Source organism: Allochromatium tepidum (assembly GCF_018409545.1).
GTDB classification, from domain to species: domain Bacteria; phylum Pseudomonadota; class Gammaproteobacteria; order Chromatiales; family Chromatiaceae; genus Thermochromatium; species Thermochromatium tepidum_A.
The window spans coordinates 2,017,752-2,038,479 of the sequence record NZ_AP024563.1 but is presented as its reverse complement, the minus strand read 5'-3'; the positions used below and the strand labels follow the sequence as shown (position 1 = coordinate 2,038,479).

The 20,728-nt window shown below is 64.0% G+C and carries 17 protein-coding genes; 13 read left to right on the top strand and 4 right to left on the bottom strand.

Going from position 1 to position 20,728, the window contains the following annotated elements:
- Window positions 1–3: 3 nt before the first annotated feature.
- The 10 genes from Atep_RS09865 to waaA all read left to right on the top strand — a co-directional run bounded on the left by Atep_RS09865 (window position 4) and on the right by waaA (window position 9,662).
- Window positions 4–474, top strand: coding sequence for a SoxR reducing system RseC family protein (locus tag Atep_RS09865; protein WP_213378377.1), 471 nt, complete (start codon window positions 4–6; stop codon window positions 472–474).
- Window positions 475–503: 29 nt separating this feature from the next.
- Window positions 504–1,928 (top strand): DegQ family serine endoprotease, encoded by a 1,425-nt coding sequence (locus tag Atep_RS09860; RefSeq protein WP_213378376.1) that lies wholly within the window; start codon window positions 504–506, stop codon window positions 1,926–1,928.
- Window positions 1,929–2,101: 173 nt separating this feature from the next.
- Window positions 2,102–3,901, top strand: a complete 1,800-nt coding sequence (gene lepA / locus Atep_RS09855) for a translation elongation factor 4 (RefSeq protein WP_213378375.1) — start codon at window positions 2,102–2,104, stop codon at window positions 3,899–3,901.
- Window positions 3,902–3,961: 60 nt separating this feature from the next.
- Window positions 3,962–4,810, top strand: a complete 849-nt coding sequence (lepB, locus tag Atep_RS09850) for a signal peptidase I (RefSeq protein WP_213378374.1) — start codon at window positions 3,962–3,964, stop codon at window positions 4,808–4,810.
- 19 nt (window positions 4,811–4,829) lie between these two features.
- Window positions 4,830–5,225, top strand: coding sequence for a DUF4845 domain-containing protein (locus Atep_RS09845; RefSeq protein WP_213378373.1), 396 nt, complete (start codon window positions 4,830–4,832; stop codon window positions 5,223–5,225).
- On the top strand, window positions 5,222–5,899 hold the full coding sequence (gene rnc, locus Atep_RS09840) for a ribonuclease III (protein ID WP_213378372.1): 678 nt from the start codon (window positions 5,222–5,224) through the stop codon (window positions 5,897–5,899). The genes Atep_RS09845 and rnc overlap by 4 nt, the downstream gene beginning before the upstream one ends.
- On the top strand, window positions 5,892–6,815 hold the full coding sequence (era, locus tag Atep_RS09835) for a GTPase Era (RefSeq protein WP_213378371.1): 924 nt from the start codon (window positions 5,892–5,894) through the stop codon (window positions 6,813–6,815). The genes rnc and era overlap by 8 nt, the downstream gene beginning before the upstream one ends.
- 21 nt (window positions 6,816–6,836) lie before the next feature.
- Entirely contained in the window at window positions 6,837–7,574 is a 738-nt protein-coding gene (recO, locus tag Atep_RS09830) for a DNA repair protein RecO (protein ID WP_213378370.1), read from the top strand.
- Between the two features lie 2 nt (window positions 7,575–7,576).
- On the top strand, window positions 7,577–8,341 hold the full coding sequence (gene pdxJ / locus Atep_RS09825) for a pyridoxine 5'-phosphate synthase (protein WP_213378369.1): 765 nt from the start codon (window positions 7,577–7,579) through the stop codon (window positions 8,339–8,341).
- Window positions 8,342–8,351: 10 nt separating this feature from the next.
- Window positions 8,352–9,662, top strand: a complete 1,311-nt coding sequence (waaA, locus tag Atep_RS09820; RefSeq protein WP_213378368.1) for a lipid IV(A) 3-deoxy-D-manno-octulosonic acid transferase — start codon at window positions 8,352–8,354, stop codon at window positions 9,660–9,662.
- Here the strand turns inward: waaA and Atep_RS09815 are convergent.
- The 4 genes from Atep_RS09815 to ilvA all read right to left on the bottom strand — a co-directional run bounded on the left by Atep_RS09815 (window position 9,655) and on the right by ilvA (window position 14,455).
- Window positions 9,655–10,233, bottom strand: coding sequence for an isochorismatase family protein (locus Atep_RS09815; protein ID WP_213378367.1), 579 nt, complete (start codon window positions 10,231–10,233; stop codon window positions 9,655–9,657). The genes waaA and Atep_RS09815 overlap by 8 nt on opposite strands.
- Window positions 10,234–10,494: 261 nt before the next feature.
- Window positions 10,495–11,496, bottom strand: coding sequence for an NAD-dependent epimerase (locus Atep_RS09810; protein ID WP_213378366.1), 1,002 nt, complete (start codon window positions 11,494–11,496; stop codon window positions 10,495–10,497).
- Window positions 11,497–11,519: 23 nt separating this feature from the next.
- Window positions 11,520–12,812 carry a Vi polysaccharide biosynthesis UDP-N-acetylglucosamine C-6 dehydrogenase TviB gene (tviB, locus tag Atep_RS09805; RefSeq protein WP_213378365.1) on the bottom strand — a complete coding sequence of 431 codons (1,293 nt, stop codon included), beginning with the start codon at window positions 12,810–12,812 and terminating at the stop codon, window positions 11,520–11,522.
- A 26-nt stretch (window positions 12,813–12,838) separates the two neighbouring features.
- A complete protein-coding gene (ilvA, locus tag Atep_RS09800; RefSeq protein WP_272876283.1) occupies window positions 12,839–14,455 on the bottom strand; it encodes a threonine ammonia-lyase, biosynthetic in 1,617 nt (538 codons plus the stop codon).
- Between the two features lie 343 nt (window positions 14,456–14,798).
- On the opposite strand from ilvA, the gene Atep_RS09795 reads away from it, so the two are divergent.
- From Atep_RS09795 to Atep_RS09785, 3 genes are read left to right on the top strand one after another with little or no spacing between them, the layout of a single operon-like run.
- Window positions 14,799–16,721: a PrkA family serine protein kinase gene (locus Atep_RS09795; protein ID WP_213378363.1), complete on the top strand. Its 1,923-nt coding sequence runs from the start codon at window positions 14,799–14,801 to the stop codon at window positions 16,719–16,721.
- Between the two features lie 30 nt (window positions 16,722–16,751).
- The gene (locus tag Atep_RS09790; protein ID WP_213378362.1) at window positions 16,752–18,023 is read left to right on the top strand and encodes a YeaH/YhbH family protein; all 1,272 of its coding nucleotides are present in this window, start codon (window positions 16,752–16,754) and stop codon (window positions 18,021–18,023) included.
- Complete coding sequence (locus tag Atep_RS09785; RefSeq protein WP_213378361.1) at window positions 18,020–20,728, top strand: SpoVR family protein; 2,709 nt, start codon at window positions 18,020–18,022, stop codon at window positions 20,726–20,728. The genes Atep_RS09790 and Atep_RS09785 overlap by 4 nt, the downstream gene beginning before the upstream one ends.

The following is a 20,728-nucleotide window of genomic DNA, read 5'->3' as shown; positions in this document are numbered from 1 at the left end:
ACCATGATCGAAGAACGTGGTCGCATCATCGCCCTCGTCGGCGACCAGGCCCGTGTCACGGCCGAGCGGCGTAGCGCCTGCGGTCAGTGCAGCGTCAACAATGCCTGCGGTACCTCGCTCCTGGCGCGGGTCTTCGGACGCCGGCCTGTGGAGTTGCTGGCGCGCAATCCGATCGGCGCCCAGGTCGGCGATGAGGTCGTCGTCGGACTCAGCGAACAGGGGTTGCTGCGTACCGCCGCCGCGGCCTATCTGGTGCCGATCCTGGGATTGATCATCGGGGCCACGGTCGGCGAGCGCTTCGGCGGCACGCATCCCGAGGTCGCCAGCGTCCTGGGCGCCCTGATCGGGCTGGCACTGGCGTTCTGGTGGCTGCGCGGCTACAGTGTGGCGTTGATTCAACGGCCCGAACGTCAACCCGTGATCCTGAGGCGCCTGGACGCCCGAGTCTCCGTGACCCTGTCCGACGCGCCCTAGAGGATCGACACTCATCAATCGGAGTTTCCATGCACCCCACATCCAGACTGTCGCTCGTCCCGGTCGCCGTCCTGGCCTGTCTGCTGGCCGTCGGTCCGGCGCTCGGTCGGGATCTGCCCGACTTCACCCGGCTGGTCGCCGAAAACGGACCGGCCGTGGTCAACATCAGCACCAAGCAGTCGCCCACGGTCTCGCGGCGTCTGCGTGAGTTCTCCATCCCGAATCTGCCCGAGGGCAGTCCGCTGGAGGATCTGTTCCGGCATTTCTTCGGCGAGGAGGGGGCCATCCCCGACGACAGTCTCCAGTCGCGCTCGCTCGGCTCGGGCTTCTTCGTCTCCGGTGACGGCTATGTGCTGACCAACTCGCATGTGGTCGAGAGTGCCGATGAGATCATCGTGCGCACCAGCGACAGGCGCGAGTTCGTCGCCAAGCTGGTCGGCACCGACAAACGCAGTGACATCGCCCTGCTCAAGGTCGAGGCCGAGGGACTGCCGGCGGTGCGCATCGGCTCGAGCAAGGATCTGGCGGTCGGCGAATGGGTGCTGGCCATCGGCTCGCCCTTCGGCTTCGAGTCCTCGGCCACGGCCGGCATCGTCAGCGCCAAGGGGCGCAGTCTGCCGAGCGAGAACTATGTGCCCTTCATCCAGACCGATGTGGCCATCAATCCCGGCAACTCGGGCGGGCCGTTGTTCAATCTCGACGGCGCGGTCGTCGGCGTCAACAGCCAGATCTACAGCCGGACCGGCGGCTTCATGGGGCTCTCGTTCGCCATCCCGATCGAGGTCGCCATGGACGTGGTCGAGCAGATCAAGACCAAGGGGCGGGTGAGCCGCGGCTGGCTGGGCGTGCTGATCCAGGACGTGACGCGCGAACTGGCCGAGTCGTTCGGGATGCCTCAGCCGCGCGGCGCCCTGGTGGCCCAGGTGCTGCCCGACAGTCCCGCGGCGGCCGCCAAGCTGGAACCCGGCGATGTGATCCTCTCCTACAACGGACGCGATGTGCCGACCTCCAGCAGTCTGCCGCCCTTGGTCGGTGCCACCCCGGTGGGCGAGAGCGCCAGACTGATCGTGCTGCGTCGCGGCGAGCGGGTCGAGTTGACGATCCAGATCCAGGAACTGCCCGAGGAAGATCAATTGGCCGGTGATCCGGGGCAGACCGACAAGCCGGCGGCCAACCGTCTCGGTGTGGTGGTGCGTGATCTGACGCCCGAGATGCGTCAGCAGTTCGAGATCGAGCAGGGCGGGGTGCTGATCGAGTCGGTCGATCAGGGGCCGGCGGCGTCCGCCGGTCTGAGCGCGGGCGATGTGATCCTGATGCTCGACAATCAGCCCGTCGGCAACCTCGCCGACTTCGAGCGTATCCTGGGGGCCATCGAACCGGGACGCGCGACCGCCGTGCTGGTGCAGCGCGGCGATACCCGGATGTTCTACGCGCTCAAGCTGCCCAAGCCCTGATGTGAACCGAAGCGCCGCCGACCTCCACGGCCGGCGGCGCGTTACCGGATACGCCGGGACGCCGCACTCTGGTATCATGGCGCGCTGTTTTCCACGCTGCGCCGGATTCGACGCCTCACGCGCCCGCGTGGTCTCGCCCGCCTTTCCCCCTGGAACGCCTCTTTGGGTTATCGATGACCGACCTCAGTCATATCCGCAATTTCTCGATCATCGCGCACATCGACCATGGCAAGTCGACGATCGCCGATCGCTTCATCCAGATCAGCGGCGCCCTGACCGAACGCGAGATGTCCAGCCAGGTGCTGGACTCGATGGATATAGAACGCGAGCGCGGCATTACGATCAAGGCCCAGAGCGTGACGCTCAACTACAAGGCACGCGACGGTGAGACCTATCAGCTCAACTTCATCGATACCCCGGGTCACGTCGATTTCTCCTATGAGGTTTCGCGCTCGCTCGCGGCCTGCGAGGGCGCACTGCTGGTGGTCGATGCGGCTCAGGGCGTCGAGGCCCAGAGTGTCGCCAACTGCTACACCGCCATCGAGCAGGGGCTGGAAGTGCTGCCGGTCCTCAACAAGATCGACCTGCCCTCCGCCGAACCGGAGCGCGTCATCAAGGAGATCGAGGAGATCATCGGCCTGGAGGCGCACGACGCCCTGCGGGTGAGCGCCAAGACCGGCGTCGGCATCCCGGATCTGCTCGAAGCCCTGGTCGAGCGCATCCCGCCGCCCAGGGGCGATGTCGCCGCGCCGCTCCAGGCGCTCATCATCGACTCCTGGTTCGATCCCTATGTCGGCGTGGTCTCGCTGGTGCGGGTGATGAACGGCGAGATCCGTCGCCGCGACAAGGTGCTGATCCTATCGACCGGACGCACCCATCAGGTCGACAACGTCGGCGTCTTCACGCCCAAGAAGACCGAACGCGAGACGCTGCGTGCCGGCGAGGTCGGCTACATGATCGCCGGCATCAAGGAGATCGACGGTGCGCCGGTCGGCGACACCATCACGCTGCCGGATCGTCCGGGCGAGAAGCTCCCCGGCTTCAAGGAGATGCGACCGCGCGTCTTCGCCGGACTCTATACCGTGATCTCGGACGACTACGAGGATCTGCGCGAGGCGCTCGGCAAGCTGCGTCTGAACGATGCGGCCCTGCACTATGAACCCGAGGTCTCGCAGGCGCTCGGCTTCGGGTTCCGTTGCGGCTTCCTCGGGATGCTGCACATGGAGATCATCCAGGAGCGCCTGGAGCGCGAGTACGATCTCGATCTCATCACCACCGCCCCGACCGTGGTCTACGAAGTCCTGCGCGCCGACGGCAAGACGGTGCGTATCGACAACCCGGCCGATCTGCCCGAGCCGTCCCAGATCCGCGAGGTGCGCGAGCCGATCATCGAGGCCCATATCCTCACCCCGCAGGACTATCTGGGCGCTGTGATCAATCTCTGTATCGAGAAGCGCGGCATCCAGAAGAACATCCAGTATCTGGGCGGTCAGGTGCAAGCGACCTATGAGCTGCCGATGAGCGAAGTCGTCCTCGACTTCTTCGACCGGCTCAAGTCTTGCAGCCGTGGTTTCGCCTCCTTTGAGTATGAGTTCAAGCGCTTCCAGGCCGCCGATCTGGTCAAGCTCGATGTGCTCATCAACGGCGACAAGGTCGATTCGCTCTCGTCGATCGTCCATCGCTCGCTGTCGCAGACGCGCGGGCGCGACATCACCGAGCGCATGAAGGATCTGATCCCGCGCCAGATGTTCGAGGTCGCGATCCAGGCGGCGATCGGCTCCAAGATCATCGCCCGTTCCACGGTCAAGGCGCTGCGCAAGAACGTGACCGCCAAGTGCTACGGCGGCGACGCCACGCGCAAGCGCAAGCTCTTAGAGAAGCAGAAGGAAGGCAAGAAGCGCATGAAGCAGGTCGGCAAGGTCGACATCCCGCAGGAAGCCTTCCTGGCCGTGCTCCAGAGCGGCAAGGACTGAGACCGGCAACCCGATTCCAGACTTAAAAACCACGCCTAGCTCAAGGAGACGCAGTTCACAATGACATTCGACTTTCCGGCTTTTCTCGTCCTGGCCTCGTTCCTGACCGGCGGCCTCTGGCTGCTCGACGCACTGGTGTTTGCACCGCGCCGCCGTGCCGCGATCGCGGCCGCCGGCGGCAAGACCCTGACCGAGGATGGCCGGCCCATTGCCAAGGAACCTGTGCTGGTCGAGTACGCGCGCTCCTTTTTCCCCGTCATCTTCGCCGTGCTGGTGTTGCGCTCCTTCCTGGTCGAGCCGTTCCGCATTCCGTCGAACTCGATGATGCCGACCCTCTTGACCGGCGACTTCATCCTGGTCAACAAATTCTCCTACGGCCTGCGGTTGCCGGTGCTCAACGTCAAGTTCCTCGATCTCGGTGAGCCGCAGCGCGGCGACGTGGTGGTGTTCAAGTTCCCGCTCGACCCCCGCACCGATTACATCAAGCGCGTCGTCGGCGTGCCGGGCGATCTGGTCGGCTATCGCAACAAGACCATCTTCATCAATGGCGAACCGGTCGGCCAGCTGCCGGTCGGCACCTATACCGGCGTCGGTTCGGGCACGGAAATGACCGGCGCGCGCGAGGCGCTGGAAAGTCTCGGCACGGTCGAACACCATATCCTGACCCGTCCGGCCGCACCCGATCTGCCCTTCGGCTGCCAAAAGCTGGCGTTCGGCCCGGTCGAGGTTCCAAAGGGGCACTATTTCGTCATGGGCGACAACCGTGACAACAGCAACGACAGCCGCTGCTGGGGCTTCGTACCGGAGGAGAACCTGGTCGGCAAGGCGTTCGCGATCTGGATGCACTGGGACGGCGCGCGTGAAGGCTTCCCCATCGCCTGGTCGCGTCTCTGGGATGGAATCGAATAAACCGCGAGGTTCACAACAGATGTCTATGACAACCGGATTGGCCGCGCGTCAACGCGGTCTTGGCTTTTCATCCCTGATCACCATCATTGCCCTGGCGGCCTTCTTCGGCACCATTCTGCTCAAGGTTGGGCCGCTCTATATGAGTTTCTGGACCGTGCGGTCCATCATCGAGGATATGGCCGAAAGCTATGATCCGAGCAAGGATGGCGGCAGCACGCGCGCCATCCTGACGTCGATCGAAAAGCGCCTCGATGTCAATGGCGTGGAACACGTCAAGGGCAGCGACTTCGAGATCGAGCGTACCGGCGAGCGTCGTTTCAAGGTGATACTGAACTACGAGCAGCGCGTGCATCTGTTCTTCAACATCGATGCGGTCGTCGCCTTCAGTCATCAGGTCGAAGTCGGCTCCGAGTGAACGCCGATCCGCGTCGATTCGCCCAGGCGCTCGGGCACCGTTTCACCCGTGAGGAACTGCTGATCCAGGCCCTCACGCATCGCAGTGTCGGCGCGTCCAACAACGAGCGGCTCGAATTCCTCGGTGATGCCCTGATCGGGTTCGTCATCGCCGAGGCGCTCTGGGAGCGCTTTCCCAAGGCCGACGAAGGGACGCTGAGCCGGATGCGCGCCTCGCTGGTCAAGCGCGAGTCGCTGGCGCGTCTGGCGCGCGATCTGAAACTCGGCGACTCACTGCGGCTCGGGGCCGGTGAACTGCGCACCGGCGGTCATGCGCGCGACTCGATCCTGGCCGACGCCCTGGAGGCCGTGCTCGGCGCGGTCTATCTGGACGCCGGTTTCGAGCGCGCGCGCGCCGTGGTGCTCGAACTCTTCGCCGCGCGGCTCGAGCAGACCGATGCCGAGCGCGCCGGCAAGGATCCCAAGACGCGCTTGCAGGAGTGGCTCCAGTCCTACAAGCGCCCATTGCCCGAATATCTGGTGCTGTCGATCGACGGCGACCAGCACGATCAAACCTTCATCGTGAGCTGTCAGCTCCAGGATGCCGATGTGACGACACGCGGAACCGGGACCAGTCGGCGCCGTGCCGAGCAGGCCGCCGCCGAATCCATGCTGGAGCGTATCCTGCATGGCTGAATCGAACCCCAACGAATCGAGTGCTTCCGTCGTGAGTCGCTGCGGCACCGTGGCCATCATCGGCCGGCCCAATGTCGGCAAGTCGACCCTGTTGAACCGCATCCTGGGTCAGAAGCTCGCCATCACCTCGCACAAGGCACAGACCACCCGACATGCGATCCTGGGCATCAAGACCCGTGCCGGGGGCCAGATCCTGTTCGTCGATACGCCCGGCATCCACGAGCGCGGCGGCAGTGCGCTGAATCGCTATCTCAACCGTGCCGCACGTGCCGCCGTCGCCGATACCGACCTGGCGCTGCTGGTGGTCGAGGCCGGGCGCTGGACCGAGGAGGACGCCAAGGCGCTGGAGGCGATCGCGGCGGCCGGCGTGCCCGTGATCGCGGTCGTCAACAAGGTCGACCGGATCGCCGAGAAATCGACCCTGCTGCCCTATCTGCAAGCACTCGGCGAACGTCATGCATTCCGTCATATCGTCCCGGTCTCGGCGACCAAGGGCGATCAGGTCGAGACCCTGGAGCGACTGATCGTCGAGTCGCTGCCCGAAGGCGAGCCGGTCTTCCCCGAGGATCAGATCACCGACCGCTCGGAGCGTTTCTTCGCCGCCGAGCTGGTGCGCGAGCAGTTGATGCAGCGCTACGGCAAGGAGCTGCCCTATTGCACCACGGTCGAGATCGAGCGTTTCGAGATCGCCGATGGCCGGTATCTGATCCATGCGCTGATCTGGGTCGAACGGCCGGGACAGAAGGGCATCATCATCGGCAAGCACGGTGAGGCGCTCAAGGCCGTAGCCACCCAGGCGCGGCTGGAGATGCAGAAGCTGTTCGACTGTCCGGTGCATCTGGAGGTCTGGGTCAAGGTCAAGAAGAGCTGGTCGAGCGACGAATCGGCGCTCTCCACGCTCGGCTATCACGACTGATTCGATCGCCCGGCGGCGCGCGTGTCGGCCCCGTCCCGTCATGAACTGTTCCCGGCCTTCGTGCTCCATCGGCGCGAGTATGGCGATACCAGTCTGTTGCTGGAGATCCTGGGGGCGGGGCAGGGGCGTTGCGCGGCCATCGCCAAGGGCGCGCGGCGTCCGCGCCGGACGGCGAGCGCGCTCTTGCAGCCTTTTCAGCCGCTGTGGTTGGCGATGACCGGGCGCGGCGAAGTGCGGACCCTGACCGCCGTCGAGGAGGCCGGTGCGCCGTTCAGGCTCCAGGGCGCGTCACTGCCGGCGGGCTTCTATCTCAACGAACTGCTGTTGCGGATGCTGGCGCGTCACGATCCCCATGATGCGCTGTTCGTCTTCTACCAGTCGACGCTGTCGCATCTGGCCGAGGCCGGTGATCTGGAGACCGCGTTGCGCCATTTCGAGTGCCGGCTGCTCGCCGAACTCGGCTATGGGCTGAGGCTCGATCGGGTCGCCGACGACGGTGCGCCTGTGACCGCCGAGTCCGTCTATGTCTACGAGCGCGAGCGCGGTCCGTGCCGGCCGTCCGGGGCGGCGCGCGGACCCCGCGTCTCGGGCGCGACCCTGCTGGCGCTCGCGCACGACGAACCGCTCACCGGCGAACAGCGACGCGAGGCGCGCACCCTGTTGCGCCATGTGCTGGAACCCCATCTGGGCGATCGACCGCTCAAGAGTCGCGAACTCTATCGACGCTGGTTCGCCACGGAACCCATTGACGAGAAATAGCCATGTCATCCCTCTCACAGACCCCTTCCGAGATCCTACTCGGCGTCAACATCGACCATGTGGCCACCGTGCGTCAGGCGCGCGGCACCCGCTATCCCGAGCCGATCCAGGCCGCGCTGGCGGCCGAACAGGCCGGGGCGGACGCCATCACGCTCCATCTGCGCGAGGACCGGCGTCATATCCAGGACCGCGACGTCGAGATGTTGCGCGACATCCTGCAAACACGCATGAACCTGGAGATGGCCGTCACCCCCGAGATGGCCGCCATCGCCTGCCGAATCCGGCCGGCCGATTGCTGTCTGGTACCCGAGCGGCGCGAGGAACTGACGACCGAGGGCGGGTTGGACGTGGCGAGCCGTCAGGATGAGATGCGCGCGTTCTGCGCCCGGTTGGCTGAGGCCGGCATTCGCGTCTCCCTCTTCATCGACGCCGATCCGGTCCAGATCGAGGCCGCGCACGCGGTCGGCGCTCCGGTGATCGAGATCCATACCGGACACTATGCCGACGCGCGTGATCCGGTCGAGCGTGCGGCCCAGTTGGAGCGGATTCGTTCAGCCGTCGCGCTGGGGTCGTCGCTGGGACTCCAGGTCAACGCCGGTCATGGACTCGACTACCACAACGTCAAGGCGATCGCCGCGATTCCGGGTGTGCGTGAACTCAATATCGGGCACTCGATCATCGCGCGCGCCATCTTCTCTGGACTCGACCGGGCGGTGCGCGACATGAAGGACGTCATGGAGCGCGCCGCCGGGCGCCGCCACGTCTGACGGGGTCGGGATGAGCGGCGGCATGGCGCTCCGGCTCTATACCGCGCTGTGGCGCCTGGCGTTGCCGCTGGTGCTGGCGCGGCTCTACTGGCGCGGTCGCACGCAACCGGCCTATCGGCAGCGGATCGGTGAGCGGCTGGTCTGGGATAGCCGCAGGGCAGGGGAGGGCGAGGTTCGGGCGCTACGCGCCGACATCTGGGTCCACGCCGTCTCGGTGGGCGAAGTCCAGGCCGCCGAACCCCTGATCCGGCGTCTGCTGGAATCCGAGCCGACGCGCGCGATCCTGGTGACGACGACCACGCCCACGGGCGCCGAACGTCTGTGGGCGCTCTTCGGCGAGCGTGTCGCTCACCACTATACCCCCTTCGATCTGCCGAACCTGATGGTGCGCTTCATCGAGCGTGTCGCGCCCAGACTCGTCATCGTCATGGAGACCGAGATCTGGCCCAACATGCTGGCTGTGCTCGAACAGCGTGGTATTCCAGTCGCCCTGGTCAATGCGCGGCTGTCGGAACGCTCGGCGCGCAGCTATGCGCGGCTGGCACGCCTGACACGCCCGTCACTGGCGCGTTTTGCGCTCATCGCCGCCCAGGCGCCGGCCGATGCCGAACGGTTCGTCGCCCTGGGCGCGCCGCGCGCGCGCGTTCGGGTCATGGGGAGTCTCAAGTTCGATCTGGCCTCGCCCGAGGATCTCGCGACGCGCGCCGCTGCGATGCGTCGTCTGTGGGGCGCTGAGCGTCCGGTCTGGATCGCCGCCAGCACCCACGAGGGCGAAGAGATTCAGGTGCTCCAGGCCCACAGACGTCTGCTGGAACATCGGCCCGATGCACTGTTGGTGCTGGTGCCGCGTCATCCCGAGCGTTTCGACGCCGTGGCCGCACTCATCGCGCGTCAGGGCTTGGCGTTCGTGCGTCGTAGTCAGGAAAGGGCGGCCGCGCCGGGCGAATCCGTCTATCTCGGCGACAGCATGGGTGAGTTGACCTGTTTTCTGGCGGCCGGCGATCTGGCCTTCATCGGCGGCAGTCTGGTGCCGAGAGGCGGGCACAACCCGCTGGAGGCGGCGGCCTCGGGCATCCCGGTCCTGCTCGGTCCCCATACCTTCAATTTCGCGGCCATTGTGCGGATGCTGTACGAGGCCGGCGCGGCCGAACGGGTCGAGGATGTCGAGACCTTGGGTCGCTGTTTGATCGATCTGTTCGACGATCCGGAGCGTCGCGCTCGAATGGGGACCTGTGGGCGCGATGTGGTCGAGCGCAATCGTGGAGCGCTGGAGCGCCTGCTGGCGGCGCTCGCGCCCTGGCTGGTGCCGTCGGCTATTTGAACAGCGACCAGACGTCGCGGAACTGCGCGTCGGTCGAATCGCCCAGCCACTCGAAACCGACCGATTCGGTACAGACGACCTGGATGCCGCAAGAACGCATCCGGTCGAGCACGTTCTCCTTATGCGCGGTCTTGCGCGAGATGATGGCATCGTTCGGCACGAAGACCTGATAGCCCCAGCGTTGCAGGCCGGAGACGGTCTGGGCGATACAGATATGCGCCTCCATGCCGACGACGACCAGTTGACGTCGATCCGGATGCGAAGAGATGTTGCGCTCGAATCCGGGCGCGGTGCAGCAGGAGAAGGCCGTCTTCTCGGTCGGCTCGTGGACCATCGGCATATTGGTGCGGATGGTCTCGATGATGGGACCGAGTCCCTTGGAGTTGTGCTGGGTCGCGATCACCGGGATGTCCAGGATCTTGGCGGCCGTGATCAGCCGGTTGATGTTGTCGACGACCTTGTCCAGTTCGTCCGGCGGCATCGCGGCGGCCAGCCGCTCCTGCGCGTCGATGATGAGCAGTTGCGAAAAGGCCCGCTGACACAGCGGCATCTGGGCTTGATGGGTACTCATGGTGCTGTCCTCCGAAGATCGTTTTTTGGCAATCGACATACCCAGGCGGCGCCAAGCTCCGGCCGTCGCCGGACACGGTGCCCTGGGGATCGGCGGAGTTTGCATCATTGGTCTTGTTCCGGGCAAGGATTTAGTCTTTCAATGAACAGCCATCATGCCTGCGAATATTTGGGGGGCGGCGGTCAAGACCTGTTCTCTCGACCCAACCGCTCACAGCAGCGATCATCGACGCCGGGCACCAGTCAGCGTCTTCCTGCCCATTCAATAGAAGTCCAGATACCACTCCACGAACCGCGCCACGCCCTCGGCCACCGGCGTGCCGGGTTTGTAGCCGGTGTCCCGGACGAGATCGGCGACATCGGCGAAGGTGTCGGGGACATCGCCGGGTTGTAGCGGCAGCATCTCCATTTCGGCCTTGCGGCCCAGGCACTGTTCCAGGACGGCGATGTATTCCATCAGTTCGACCGGCTGGTTGTTACCGATGTTGTAGACGCGGTAGGGGGCGCGGCTGCTCGCCGGATCGGGCTTGGCGCCGCTCCAGTCCGGGTTGCCTTCTGGGACACGGTCGAGGACGCGGATCACGCCTTCGACGATGTCGTCGACATAGGTGAAGTCGCGTCTGTGTTTGCCGTAGTTGAAGACCTGGATCGGCTCGCCGGCGAGGATGGCGCGGGTGAACTTGAACAGCGCCATGTCGGGGCGCCCCCAGGGTCCGTAGACGGTGAAGAAGCGCAATCCGGTGGTCGGGAGCCGGTAGAGATGGCTGTAGGTGTGGGCCATCAGCTCGTTGGCCTTTTTGCTCGCGGCATAGAGGCTGAGCGGATGGTCGACGTTGTCGTGGACCGAGAAGGGCATCTCGGTGTTGGCGCCATAGACCGAGCTGCTGGAGGCATAGACCAGATGCTCGACGCCGTGATGACGGCAGCATTCCAGGATGTTGGCGAAGCCCACCAGATTGGTGTTGACATAGGCCATGGGATTTTCGAGCGAGTAGCGCACCCCGGCCTGGGCGGCCAGGTTCACCACGCGCTCGGGGCGATGGGCACGGAAGACCTCGGCCAGTCCGGCGCCGTCCTCGATGTCGAGTCGCACGTCGCTGTAGTTCGGATGGTCGAGGGTACGTGCCAACCGGGCTTCCTTGAGCCGGACGTCGTAATAGTCGTTCAGATTGTCGACCCCGATCACGGTGTCGCCGCGTTCGAGCAGGCGCAGTGACAGGGCCGAACCGATGAAACCGGCGCTGCCGGTGATCAGGATCTTCATCGAAACTCCAAGGGGTGTTGAGATTACAGCCGTCCGTCGACCGATTCGCGCGGGAGCAACTGTTTGACGTCGTAGAGGATGGCGCCCGGCTTGCCGAAGGCGCGGATACGTTCGGCGCCCCAGTCGGCGAACTCGCGATGGGCGACGGCCAGGATGATGGCATCGTAGGCGCCGTGCTCGGGTTGCTGCACCAGTTTCAGGCCGTATTCGTGCTCGGCCTCGGCCGGATTGGCCCAGGGATCGTGGACGTCGCAGCTCAGACCATAGTCCTGCAACTCGGCCAGGATGTCGACCACGCGCGTATTGCGCAGATCCGGGCAGTTCTCCTTGAAGGTCAGGCCCAGGAGCAGCACGCGGCTGTTCTGGGTCAGGCCGCCACGCCGCACCATGAGCTTGATGACCTCGCCGGCGACATAAGCACCCATGCCGTCGTTGACGCGCCGCCCGGCCAGGATGACCTCGGGGTGATAGCCGATCTCCTGGGCCTTGTGGGTCAGATAATAGGGGTCGACGCCGATGCAGTGTCCGCCGACCAGTCCGGGACGGAAGGGCAGGAAGTTCCACTTGGTCCCGGCCGCCTCCAGCACCTCCAGCGTGTCCAGTCCAAGCCGGTTGAAGATCAGCGCCAGTTCGTTGATGAGGGCGATGTTGAGATCGCGCTGGGTGTTCTCGATCACCTTGGCCGCCTCGGCGACGCGAATGCTGCTGGCCGGATGGGTTCCGGCGCTGATGATGGAGCCGTAGAGCGCATCGACGAAGCGCGCGACCTCGGGCGTGGAGCCGGATGTCACTTTCTTGATGGTGGTCAGTCGATGCGCCCTGTCGCCCGGATTGATGCGCTCGGGGCTGTAGCCGGCGTAGAAATCGCGGTTGTAGGTCAGACCCGAGATCCGCTCGATGATGGGGATGCAGACCTCTTCGGTCGCGCCCGGATACACGGTCGACTCGAAGACGACGATCCTGCCCGGTTTGAGGATGGAGCCGATGGCGCGACTGGCCGATTCGAGCGGGCCGAAGTCCGGCTGCTTGTGGGCATTGATCGGCGTGGGGACGGTGACGATCAGGACATGACAGTCGGTGAGCGCCTCGATGGTGTCGGCGTATTCGAGCCGGCTGGCGGTGCGCAGTTCTTCCGGTTCGACCTCCAGCGATGAATCGCGTCCGGCGCGCAACTCGGCGATACGCGCCGGATTGATGTCGAAACCCATGGTTCGATAGCGTTTGCCGAACTCGACGGCCAGCGGCAGTCCGACATAGCCGAGTCCGAGGATGCCGATTTGGGTCGTGACGAGATCCGAATGAAAGGCGGCGTTCACGTTGAACTCTCCTGAGTAACGATGCATTAGCCGTTGCCGGCGAAGATTTGATAAGCCGGGTTATCGGTCTCGTCCCAATGCGGATAGCTCAGACCGTCGAGCGATTGCGCGAAGTCGGCGTACTCGTCCGGCGGAACCTGCACGCCCATGAGCACTCGCCCATAGGCCGCGCCATGGTTGCGGTAGTGGAAGAGACTGATGTTCCAGCGCTTGCCGAGTCCGCTCAAAAAGTTCAGCAGCGCCCCCGGTCGCTCAGGGAATTCGAAACGCACCAGCCGCTCGTGCTTCAGTCCGGACGCATGGCCCCCGACCATGAAACGGATGTGCTGCTTGGCCGTCTCGTTGTCGGTCATGTCGAGCACCTTGAAGTCCTTGTCGATCAGGCGCGCGACCAGCTCGGCCCGTTCCTCGTCGCCCTTCGACAGCTCGACGCCGACGAAGACCTGGGCGCGGCGGCTGTCGGCATAGCGATAGTTGAACTCGGTGATCTGGCGCTTGCCGAGCGCACGGCAGAAGCTGAGGAAGCTGCCCGGACGCTCGGGGATCTCGACCGCGAACAGGGCCTCGCGATGCTCGCCGAGTTCGGCGCGCTCGGCGACATGCCGCAGCCGGTCGAAGTTGATGTTGGCCCCGCTCTCGATCGCGACTAGGTGCGCATCCCGCGTGCCCGTGGTCTCGACCCAGCGCTTGAGTCCGGCCACGGCCAGCGCTCCGGCGGGTTCGGCGATGCCGCGTGTGTCGTCGAAGATGTCCTTGATCGCGGCGCAGATCTCATCGGTGCCGACCAGCACCACCTCGTCGACCCGTTCACGCGCGACACGGAAGGTCTCCTCGCCGATCAGTCGCACCGCTACGCCGTCGGCGAACAGCCCGACCTGGGGCAGGGTGACGCGCTCACCGGCCGCCAGCGCGGCATGGAGCGTCGGTGCGTCCTCCGGTTCGACGCCGATGATCCTGACCTCGGGATAGAGCCATTTGACATAGGCCGAGATCCCGGCGATCAGCCCGCCGCCGCCGACCGGGACGAAGATGGCGTGCGGCGGCTCAGGATGCTGGCGCAGGATCTCCATGCCGATGGTGCCTTGGCCGGCGATGACGTCCGGATCGTCGAAGGGATGGATGAAGGTCAGCCCCTTCTCGTCCACCAGCTCGCGGGCATGGGCATAGGCTTCGTCATAGGAATCGCCGTGGAGCACCACCTTGCCGCCGTGGGCGCGCACCGAGCGGACCTTGATCGCCGGCGTGGTGCGCGGCATGACGATGGTCGCCTGAATGTCGAGCCGACTGGCGCCGAGCGCCACGCCCTGCGCATGATTGCCGGCGCTGGCCGCGATGACCCCGCGTGCACGCGATTCGGCATCGAGATGGATGAGCTTGTTGTAGGCCCCGCGCAGCTTGAACGAGAACACCGGCTGCAAGTCCTCGCGCTTGAGCAGGACGGTATTGCCCAAGCGGGCCGAGAGTCGTGGCGCCAGCGTGAGCGGGGTCTCGACGGCGACATCGTAGACGCGCGCCTTGAGGATGCGATCGACGTAGGAATCGGGCATGCGGATCTCGGGTACGGCTCGGGATGGCGTAATGGTACAGGATTCGTCACGGCGGAACGTCCCGGCGCGCTTGGAGTCCCAATCTCGGACCTCCATCTATGGGACAGCCGGAGTGAAACCGGCCCGACCGATCTCATGCCCCAATCAGGTGCATCACGCGCGTTTTCGCGTGCAACCCTGGGAACATCCAACGGCGGCACTGTTCCAGGATGGAGCGAGATCGGTGCTTGACGCACTAATTCATTGCGGATTAGCGTTTTCCAGCGACAGGCCGCGCACGCGCCGCACCGCGACTCAGCCTAGCCTGTCGATGGCTCGGTCATTGCTTCATCGAACATCATCCAGACGGCGTCGGCGATCCGGCTTCCGGAACCCCAGGCACGCGCGACCGACGCGGTCGAAGACCACCGTCCGTTTCCGAGTAGTGAGGTATGAGTCCATGTCGATCTTCGAACGCTACCAGGCCCGCTACGAAGCCTCCCGTGAGGAGGTGCTGAGCCTGAACGAGTATCTGGAGCTGTGCAAGACCGATCCCTCGGCCTATGCCGGGCCGGCCGAGCGGCTGCTGGCGGCGATCGGCGAACCCGAGCTGATCGACACCCGCGACGATCCGCGTCTGAGCCGCATCTTCCAGAACAAGATGATCCGGCGCTATCCGGCCTTCGCCGAGTTCTACGGCATGGAGGAGTCGATCGAGCATCTGGTCTCCTATCTCAAACATGCCGCGCAGGGGCTGGAAGAGAAGAAACAGATCCTCTATCTGCTGGGGCCGGTCGGCGGCGGCAAGTCGTCGCTGGCCGAGAAGCTCAAGGAACTGATGGAGGAGCGGCCCTTCTATGCCATCCAGGGCTCGCCGGTGTTCGAGTCGCCGCTGGGCCTGTTCTCGCCCGAGGAGGACGGCGCCATCCTGGAAGAGGACTACGGCATCCCGCGCCGCGCCCTGCGCACCATCATGTCGCCCTGGGCGGTGAAGCGCTTGCAGGAATACAACGGCGACATCACCAAGTTCAAGGTGGTCAAGCTCTATCCCTCGATCCTGGAACAGATCGCCGTGGCCAAGACCGAGCCGGGCGACGAAAACAACCAGGACATCTCGGCGCTGGTCGGCAAGGTCGACATCCGTCAGCTCGAACGCTTCGCCCAGAACGATGCGGATGCCTACAGCTATTCGGGCGCGCTGTGCCGGGCCAATCAGGGGCTGATGGAGTTCGTCGAGATGTTCAAGGCGCCGATCAAGGTGCTGCATCCGCTGCTCACGGCGACTCAGGAGGGCAACTACAACGGCACCGAGGGCCTGTCGGCCCTGCCGTTCCAGGGCATCATCCTCGCGCACTCGAACGAATCGGAATGGCAGAGCTTCCGCAACAACAAGAACAACGAAGCCTTCCTCGACCGCGTCTTCATCGTCAAGGTGCCCTATTGCCTGCGTGTGAACGAAGAGGTGCGGATCTACGAGAAGCTGTTGCGCAACAGCTCGCTCGCGGCCTCGCCCTGCGCGCCCGGCACCCTGGAGATGATGGCCCAGTTCTCGGTGCTCACGCGCCTGAAGGAGCCGGAGAATTCGAGCATCTTCTCCAAGATGCGCGTCTACAACGGTGAGAATCTCAAGGACACCGACCCCAAGGCCAAGTCGGTTCAGGAATATCGCGACTATGCCGGGGTCGACGAGGGCATGAGCGGGATCTCGACGCGCTTCGCCTTCAAGATCCTGTCGCAGGTGTTCAACTTCGACCACAGCGAGGTCGCGGCCAACCCGGTGCATCTGCTCTATGTGCTGGAGCGCCAGATCGCGCGCGAGCAGCTGCCGCCCGAGACCCAGGAACGCTATCTCGGTTTCATCAAGCAATATCTGGCCCCGCGCTATGCCGAGTTCATCGGCAAGGAGTTGCAGACCGCCTATCTGGAGTCCTATGCCGAGTACGGTCAGAACATCTTCGACCGCTATGTCACCTATGCCGACTACTGGATCCAGGATCAGGAATATCGCGACCCGGACACCGGCGAGATGATGAACCGCGCCATGCTCAACGAGGAGCTGGAGAAGATCGAGAAGCCGGCCGGGATCTCCAATCCCAAGGACTTCCGCAACGAGATCGTCAACTTCGTGCTGCGTGCGCGCGCCAACAATGCCGGGTCCAATCCGAAATGGACCAGCTACGAGAAGCTGCGCGTGGTCATCGAGAAGAAGATGTTCTCCAACACCGAGGATCTGCTGCCGGTCATCTCGTTCAACGCCAAGGCGTCGGTCGACGAGAAGAAGAAGCACGACCAGTTCGTCGACCGCATGACCGACAAGGGCTACACGCCCAAGCAGGTGCGCCTGCTCTCGGAGTGGTATCTGCGCGTGCGCAAGTCGCAGTAACTCGAACCGCCAGCATCACAGCGAGTCCCTATGTCACACTTCATCGACCGGCGTCTGAACGGCAAGAACAAGAGTGCGGTCAACCGCCGGCGCTTCCTGAAGCGTTACAAGACCCAGCTCAAGCGGGCCGTGGCCGACGCGGTCGACAAGCGCAGCATCACCGACATGGATTCCGGCGAGAAGGTCGGTATCCCGTCGCGCGACATCTCGGAGCCGGTGTTCCATCACGGCAAGGGCGGGGTGCGCGACATGGTGCACCCCGGCAACAAGCAGTTCGAGTCGGGCGACCGCATCCGCCGGCCCGAGGGCGGGCAGGGCGGCGGTTCGGGTCAGGGACGGGCGAGCAAGGACGGGCAGGGCGAGGACGACTTCGTCTTCGAACTCTCGCGCGAGGAGTTCATGGATCTGCTGTTCGAGGATCTGGAACTGCCCAATCTGGTGCGCAACCAGCTCATCGGCACCACCGAGTTCAAGACGGTGCGCGCCGGCTATTCGACCCAGGGCGCGCCGACCAACATCGACGTGGTGCGTTCGCTCAAGGGCGCGGTCGCCCGGCGGACCGCGCTCGGTGCGCCCGCGCGTGCCCGAATCCGCGAGCTGGAGGAAGAGGTCGAGCGCTTGCTCGCCGATGGGGTTCCGGAGACCGACCCGCACATCGGCGAACTGCGCGCCGAGATCGACCGGCTCAAGACCCGGATCGCCGCGCTGCCCTTCATCGATACCTTCGACCTGCGCTATCAGAGCTTCGTCAAGTTGCCCGAGCCGACGAGCAAGGCCGTCATGCTCTGCATCATGGACGTCTCGGGCTCCATGGACCAGGAGCGCAAGAATCTGGCCAAGCGCTTCTTCATCCTGCTGTACCTGTTCCTCAAGCGCAACTACGACCGGATCGAGGTCGTCTTCATCCGCCATCACACCATCGCCCAGGAAGTGGACGAAGAGGACTTCTTCTACTCGCGCGAGACCGGCGGCACCGTGGTGTCGAGCGCGCTCAATCTGGCCTATGACGTGATCAAGGAACGCTACGACCCGAGCGTCTGGAACATCTATACCGCCCAGGCCTCGGACGGCGACAACTGGGATTCGGACTCCAGTCTCTGCCGCGACCTGCTGATCGAGAAGCTGATGCCGCTGATGCGCTATTACGCCTATGTCGAGATCATGCCGCGCCAGCATCAGAGCCTCTGGTATGCCTACGAGGAAGTAATGGCGGCGCATCCGCACTTCGCGATGCAGGAGATCGACGGTGCCAAGGACATCTATCCGGTGTTTCGCGAGTTGTTCAAGAGGCAGACGGCATGAGTACACGACTCATCACGGATTCATCCGAGTGGTCCTTTCCGCTCTTGGAGCGCTTCGACCGGGAACTCGGCCGCCTGGCCCATGAGGTCTACGGACTCGACACCTACGCCAACCAGATCGAGGTCATCAGCTCCGAGCAGATGATCGACGCCTATTCCTCGGTCGGACTGCCGATCTACTACCACCACTGGTCGTTCGGCAAGCAGTTCGTCGCCACCGAGCAGACCTATCGGCGCGGTCAGATGGGCCTGGCCTATGAGATCGTCATCAACTCCGATCCCTGCATCGCCTATCTGATGGAGGAGAACAGCCTGCCGATGCAGGCGTTGGTGATCGCGCACGCCTGCTATGGGCACAACAGCTTCTTCAAGGGCAACTATCTGTTCCGTACCTGGACCAGCGCCGACGCCATCATCGACTATCTGGTCTTCGCCCGGAAGTACATCGCCGAGTGCGAGGAACGCTACGGTTACGACGAGGTCGAGCTGCTGCTCGATTCCTGCCATGCCCTGATGAACCACGGCGTCGACCGCTACAAGCGTCCCTCGCCCCTGTCGATGGCCGAGGAACAGCGCCGCCAGCGCGAGCGCGAGGATTATATTCAATCGCAGATCAACGACCTCTGGCGCACCCTGCCGCCAGCCGCCGAGCACGACGAGTCGCGGCGCGAGGAGCGCTGGCCGGAGGAACCGCAGGAGAACATCCTCTATTTCATCGAGAAGAACGCGCCCTTGCTCGAACCCTGGCAGCGCGAGATCGTGCGCATCGTGCGGCGGATCGGGCAATATTTCTATCCGCAGCGCCAGACGCAGGTGATGAATGAAGGTTGGGCCTGTGTAACCGGTGATACGCTGATCGTCACGGATCAGGGCCTGATGCCTGCCCAGGAACTCGTCGAGTCGCGTTTCTCAGGGCGTGTCGAGGATGGCAATCGTGTGGTCGACTGGTTCTCGCATCCCAGCAAGCCGCGTGTCCGACTTCGTACCCGGCATGGTTATAAATTGCATGGCGGTGCGGATCATCGAATCCTCGTCAAAGGACGGTGGGTCGAATTGCAGGATCTCAAGGTGGGCGATGTCGTTGAGATTCAACGTGGACATGGTGTTTTTGCCGCCAATGAGGCCGTCATCGACTATGACCTAAAGGTGCGACCTCGCGTAGCTGAGGTGTGCCGTCGGCATGGCGTTTCGACGAGCACCTATTCCAAATGGCGTTGCTCGGCACCGACCCTGTCCGTTGCTGCCGGGACGCGCGTCCGCCTACAGGAATGCCACGATGAATGGACGGCGGCCTGCGCCGATCCCGATCTTCCCTGGTCACTGCTTGGCCCCGAGGATCTGCCCCGGCGCCCAGACACACTGGGGCCCGATTTGGCCGAGGTGCTGGGGCAAGTGACCGGCGGTGGATTCGTCGACGATAGCCGTGTGAATCTGACGTCACAGGATCCGGAGCTACTGGAGTTTTTCGAGCAAACGATCTTTGCCGAATTTGGTGTGAAGGCATCGCGCCGACCGGATCGCAATCACTTCAATTCAACGGTCTACAGCGCCGTTCTGGCGCGGTTATTCAAGCAGACTTTTCAGATTGCGACCGGCTGGGGTGCCGCCGGGCGCAAGCATGTGCCCGAGATCATCCTGAAATCGCCGCGCTCCGTGGTACAGGCGTTTCTGCGCGGCCATTTCGATACCGATGGCTGTATCTCTGAGCGAGGGCGTCAAGTCATCCTTGTCAGCAAGAGCCGTGACTTGCTGGAGGTCGAGCAGCTGCTATTGCTGAATCTTGGGATCGTCTGTTCTCTGCGGCCCCAGAAAGACGGAACCCATCGACTCACAATCACCGGCGAAGACGTCAAACGCTTTGCGGAGCAGATCGGCTTTCGGCTCTCCTATAAGCGTCAAGCGCTGCAAAACGCACTGGATTCCGTAAAATGGTTCCAGGTCGAAGATGATCTGACGACCATCGAGGCGATCGATTACGACGAAGGGCCTGTCTACGATTTCAGTGTGGAAGAATCCCACGCCTACAAGGCCTCCTGCTTCATCAAGCATAATTGTTTTTGGCACTACAGCCTCATGAACCATCTGTACGACGACGGACTCGTCAGCGACGGTTTCATGATCGAGTTCCTGCAATCGCACACCAGCGTGGTGTTCCAGCCGCCGTTCGATGCGCCCTATTACAGCGGCATCAATCCCTATGCGCTCGGCTTCGCCATGATGCGCGACATCCGCCGCATCTGCGAGTCGCCCACGGACGAGGACCGCTACTGGTTCCCCGACATCGCCGGCGGCGACTGGATCAAGGTGCTCGACTTCGCCATGCGCAACTTCAAGGACGAGAGCTTCATCGCCCAGTTCCTGTCGCCCAACCTGATGCGCGAGTTCCGCCTGTTCGCCATCACCGACGACGATCTGGAGGAATATCTGGAGGTCAAGGCGATCCACGAGGAGAGCGGCTACCGCGCCCTGCGTCAGGCGCTGGCCGAACAGTACAATCTGGGCACGCGCGAGCCGAACATTCAGGTCTACAATGTCGACCGGCGCGGCGACCGCTCACTGACCCTGCGTCACTTCGCGCACCAGCGCCGCCCGCTGGGCGACTCGGTGCCTGAGATGCTGCGCCACATCCGCCGTCTGTGGGGCTTCACCGTGCGTCTGGAGACGGTCGACGACCAGGGGCGGGTCGAACTCATCGGCGAGGTTTGA

Bases quoted from the DNA above. Each gene is read 5' to 3' on its own strand.
- waaA (WP_213378368.1), top strand. From the start codon at position 8,352: ATGAGCGGCGGCATGGCGCTCCGGCTCTATACCGCGCTGTGGCGCCTG.
- ilvA (WP_272876283.1), bottom strand. From the start codon at position 14,455: ATGGAGGTCCGAGATTGGGACTCCAAGCGCGCCGGGACGTTCCGCCGT.
- Atep_RS09815 (WP_213378367.1), bottom strand. From the start codon at position 10,233: ATGAGTACCCATCAAGCCCAGATGCCGCTGTGTCAGCGGGCCTTTTCG.
- era (WP_213378371.1), top strand. From the start codon at position 5,892: ATGGCTGAATCGAACCCCAACGAATCGAGTGCTTCCGTCGTGAGTCGC.
- lepA (WP_213378375.1), top strand. From the start codon at position 2,102: ATGACCGACCTCAGTCATATCCGCAATTTCTCGATCATCGCGCACATC.
- Atep_RS09845 (WP_213378373.1), top strand. From the start codon at position 4,830: ATGTCTATGACAACCGGATTGGCCGCGCGTCAACGCGGTCTTGGCTTT.
- Atep_RS09860 (WP_213378376.1), top strand. From the start codon at position 504: ATGCACCCCACATCCAGACTGTCGCTCGTCCCGGTCGCCGTCCTGGCC.
- Atep_RS09865 (WP_213378377.1), top strand. From the start codon at position 4: ATGATCGAAGAACGTGGTCGCATCATCGCCCTCGTCGGCGACCAGGCC.
- pdxJ (WP_213378369.1), top strand. From the start codon at position 7,577: ATGTCATCCCTCTCACAGACCCCTTCCGAGATCCTACTCGGCGTCAAC.
- Atep_RS09795 (WP_213378363.1), top strand. From the start codon at position 14,799: ATGTCGATCTTCGAACGCTACCAGGCCCGCTACGAAGCCTCCCGTGAG.
- Atep_RS09790 (WP_213378362.1), top strand. From the start codon at position 16,752: ATGTCACACTTCATCGACCGGCGTCTGAACGGCAAGAACAAGAGTGCG.
- Atep_RS09810 (WP_213378366.1), bottom strand. From the start codon at position 11,496: ATGAAGATCCTGATCACCGGCAGCGCCGGTTTCATCGGTTCGGCCCTG.
- lepB (WP_213378374.1), top strand. From the start codon at position 3,962: ATGACATTCGACTTTCCGGCTTTTCTCGTCCTGGCCTCGTTCCTGACC.
- Atep_RS09785 (WP_213378361.1), top strand. From the start codon at position 18,020: ATGAGTACACGACTCATCACGGATTCATCCGAGTGGTCCTTTCCGCTC.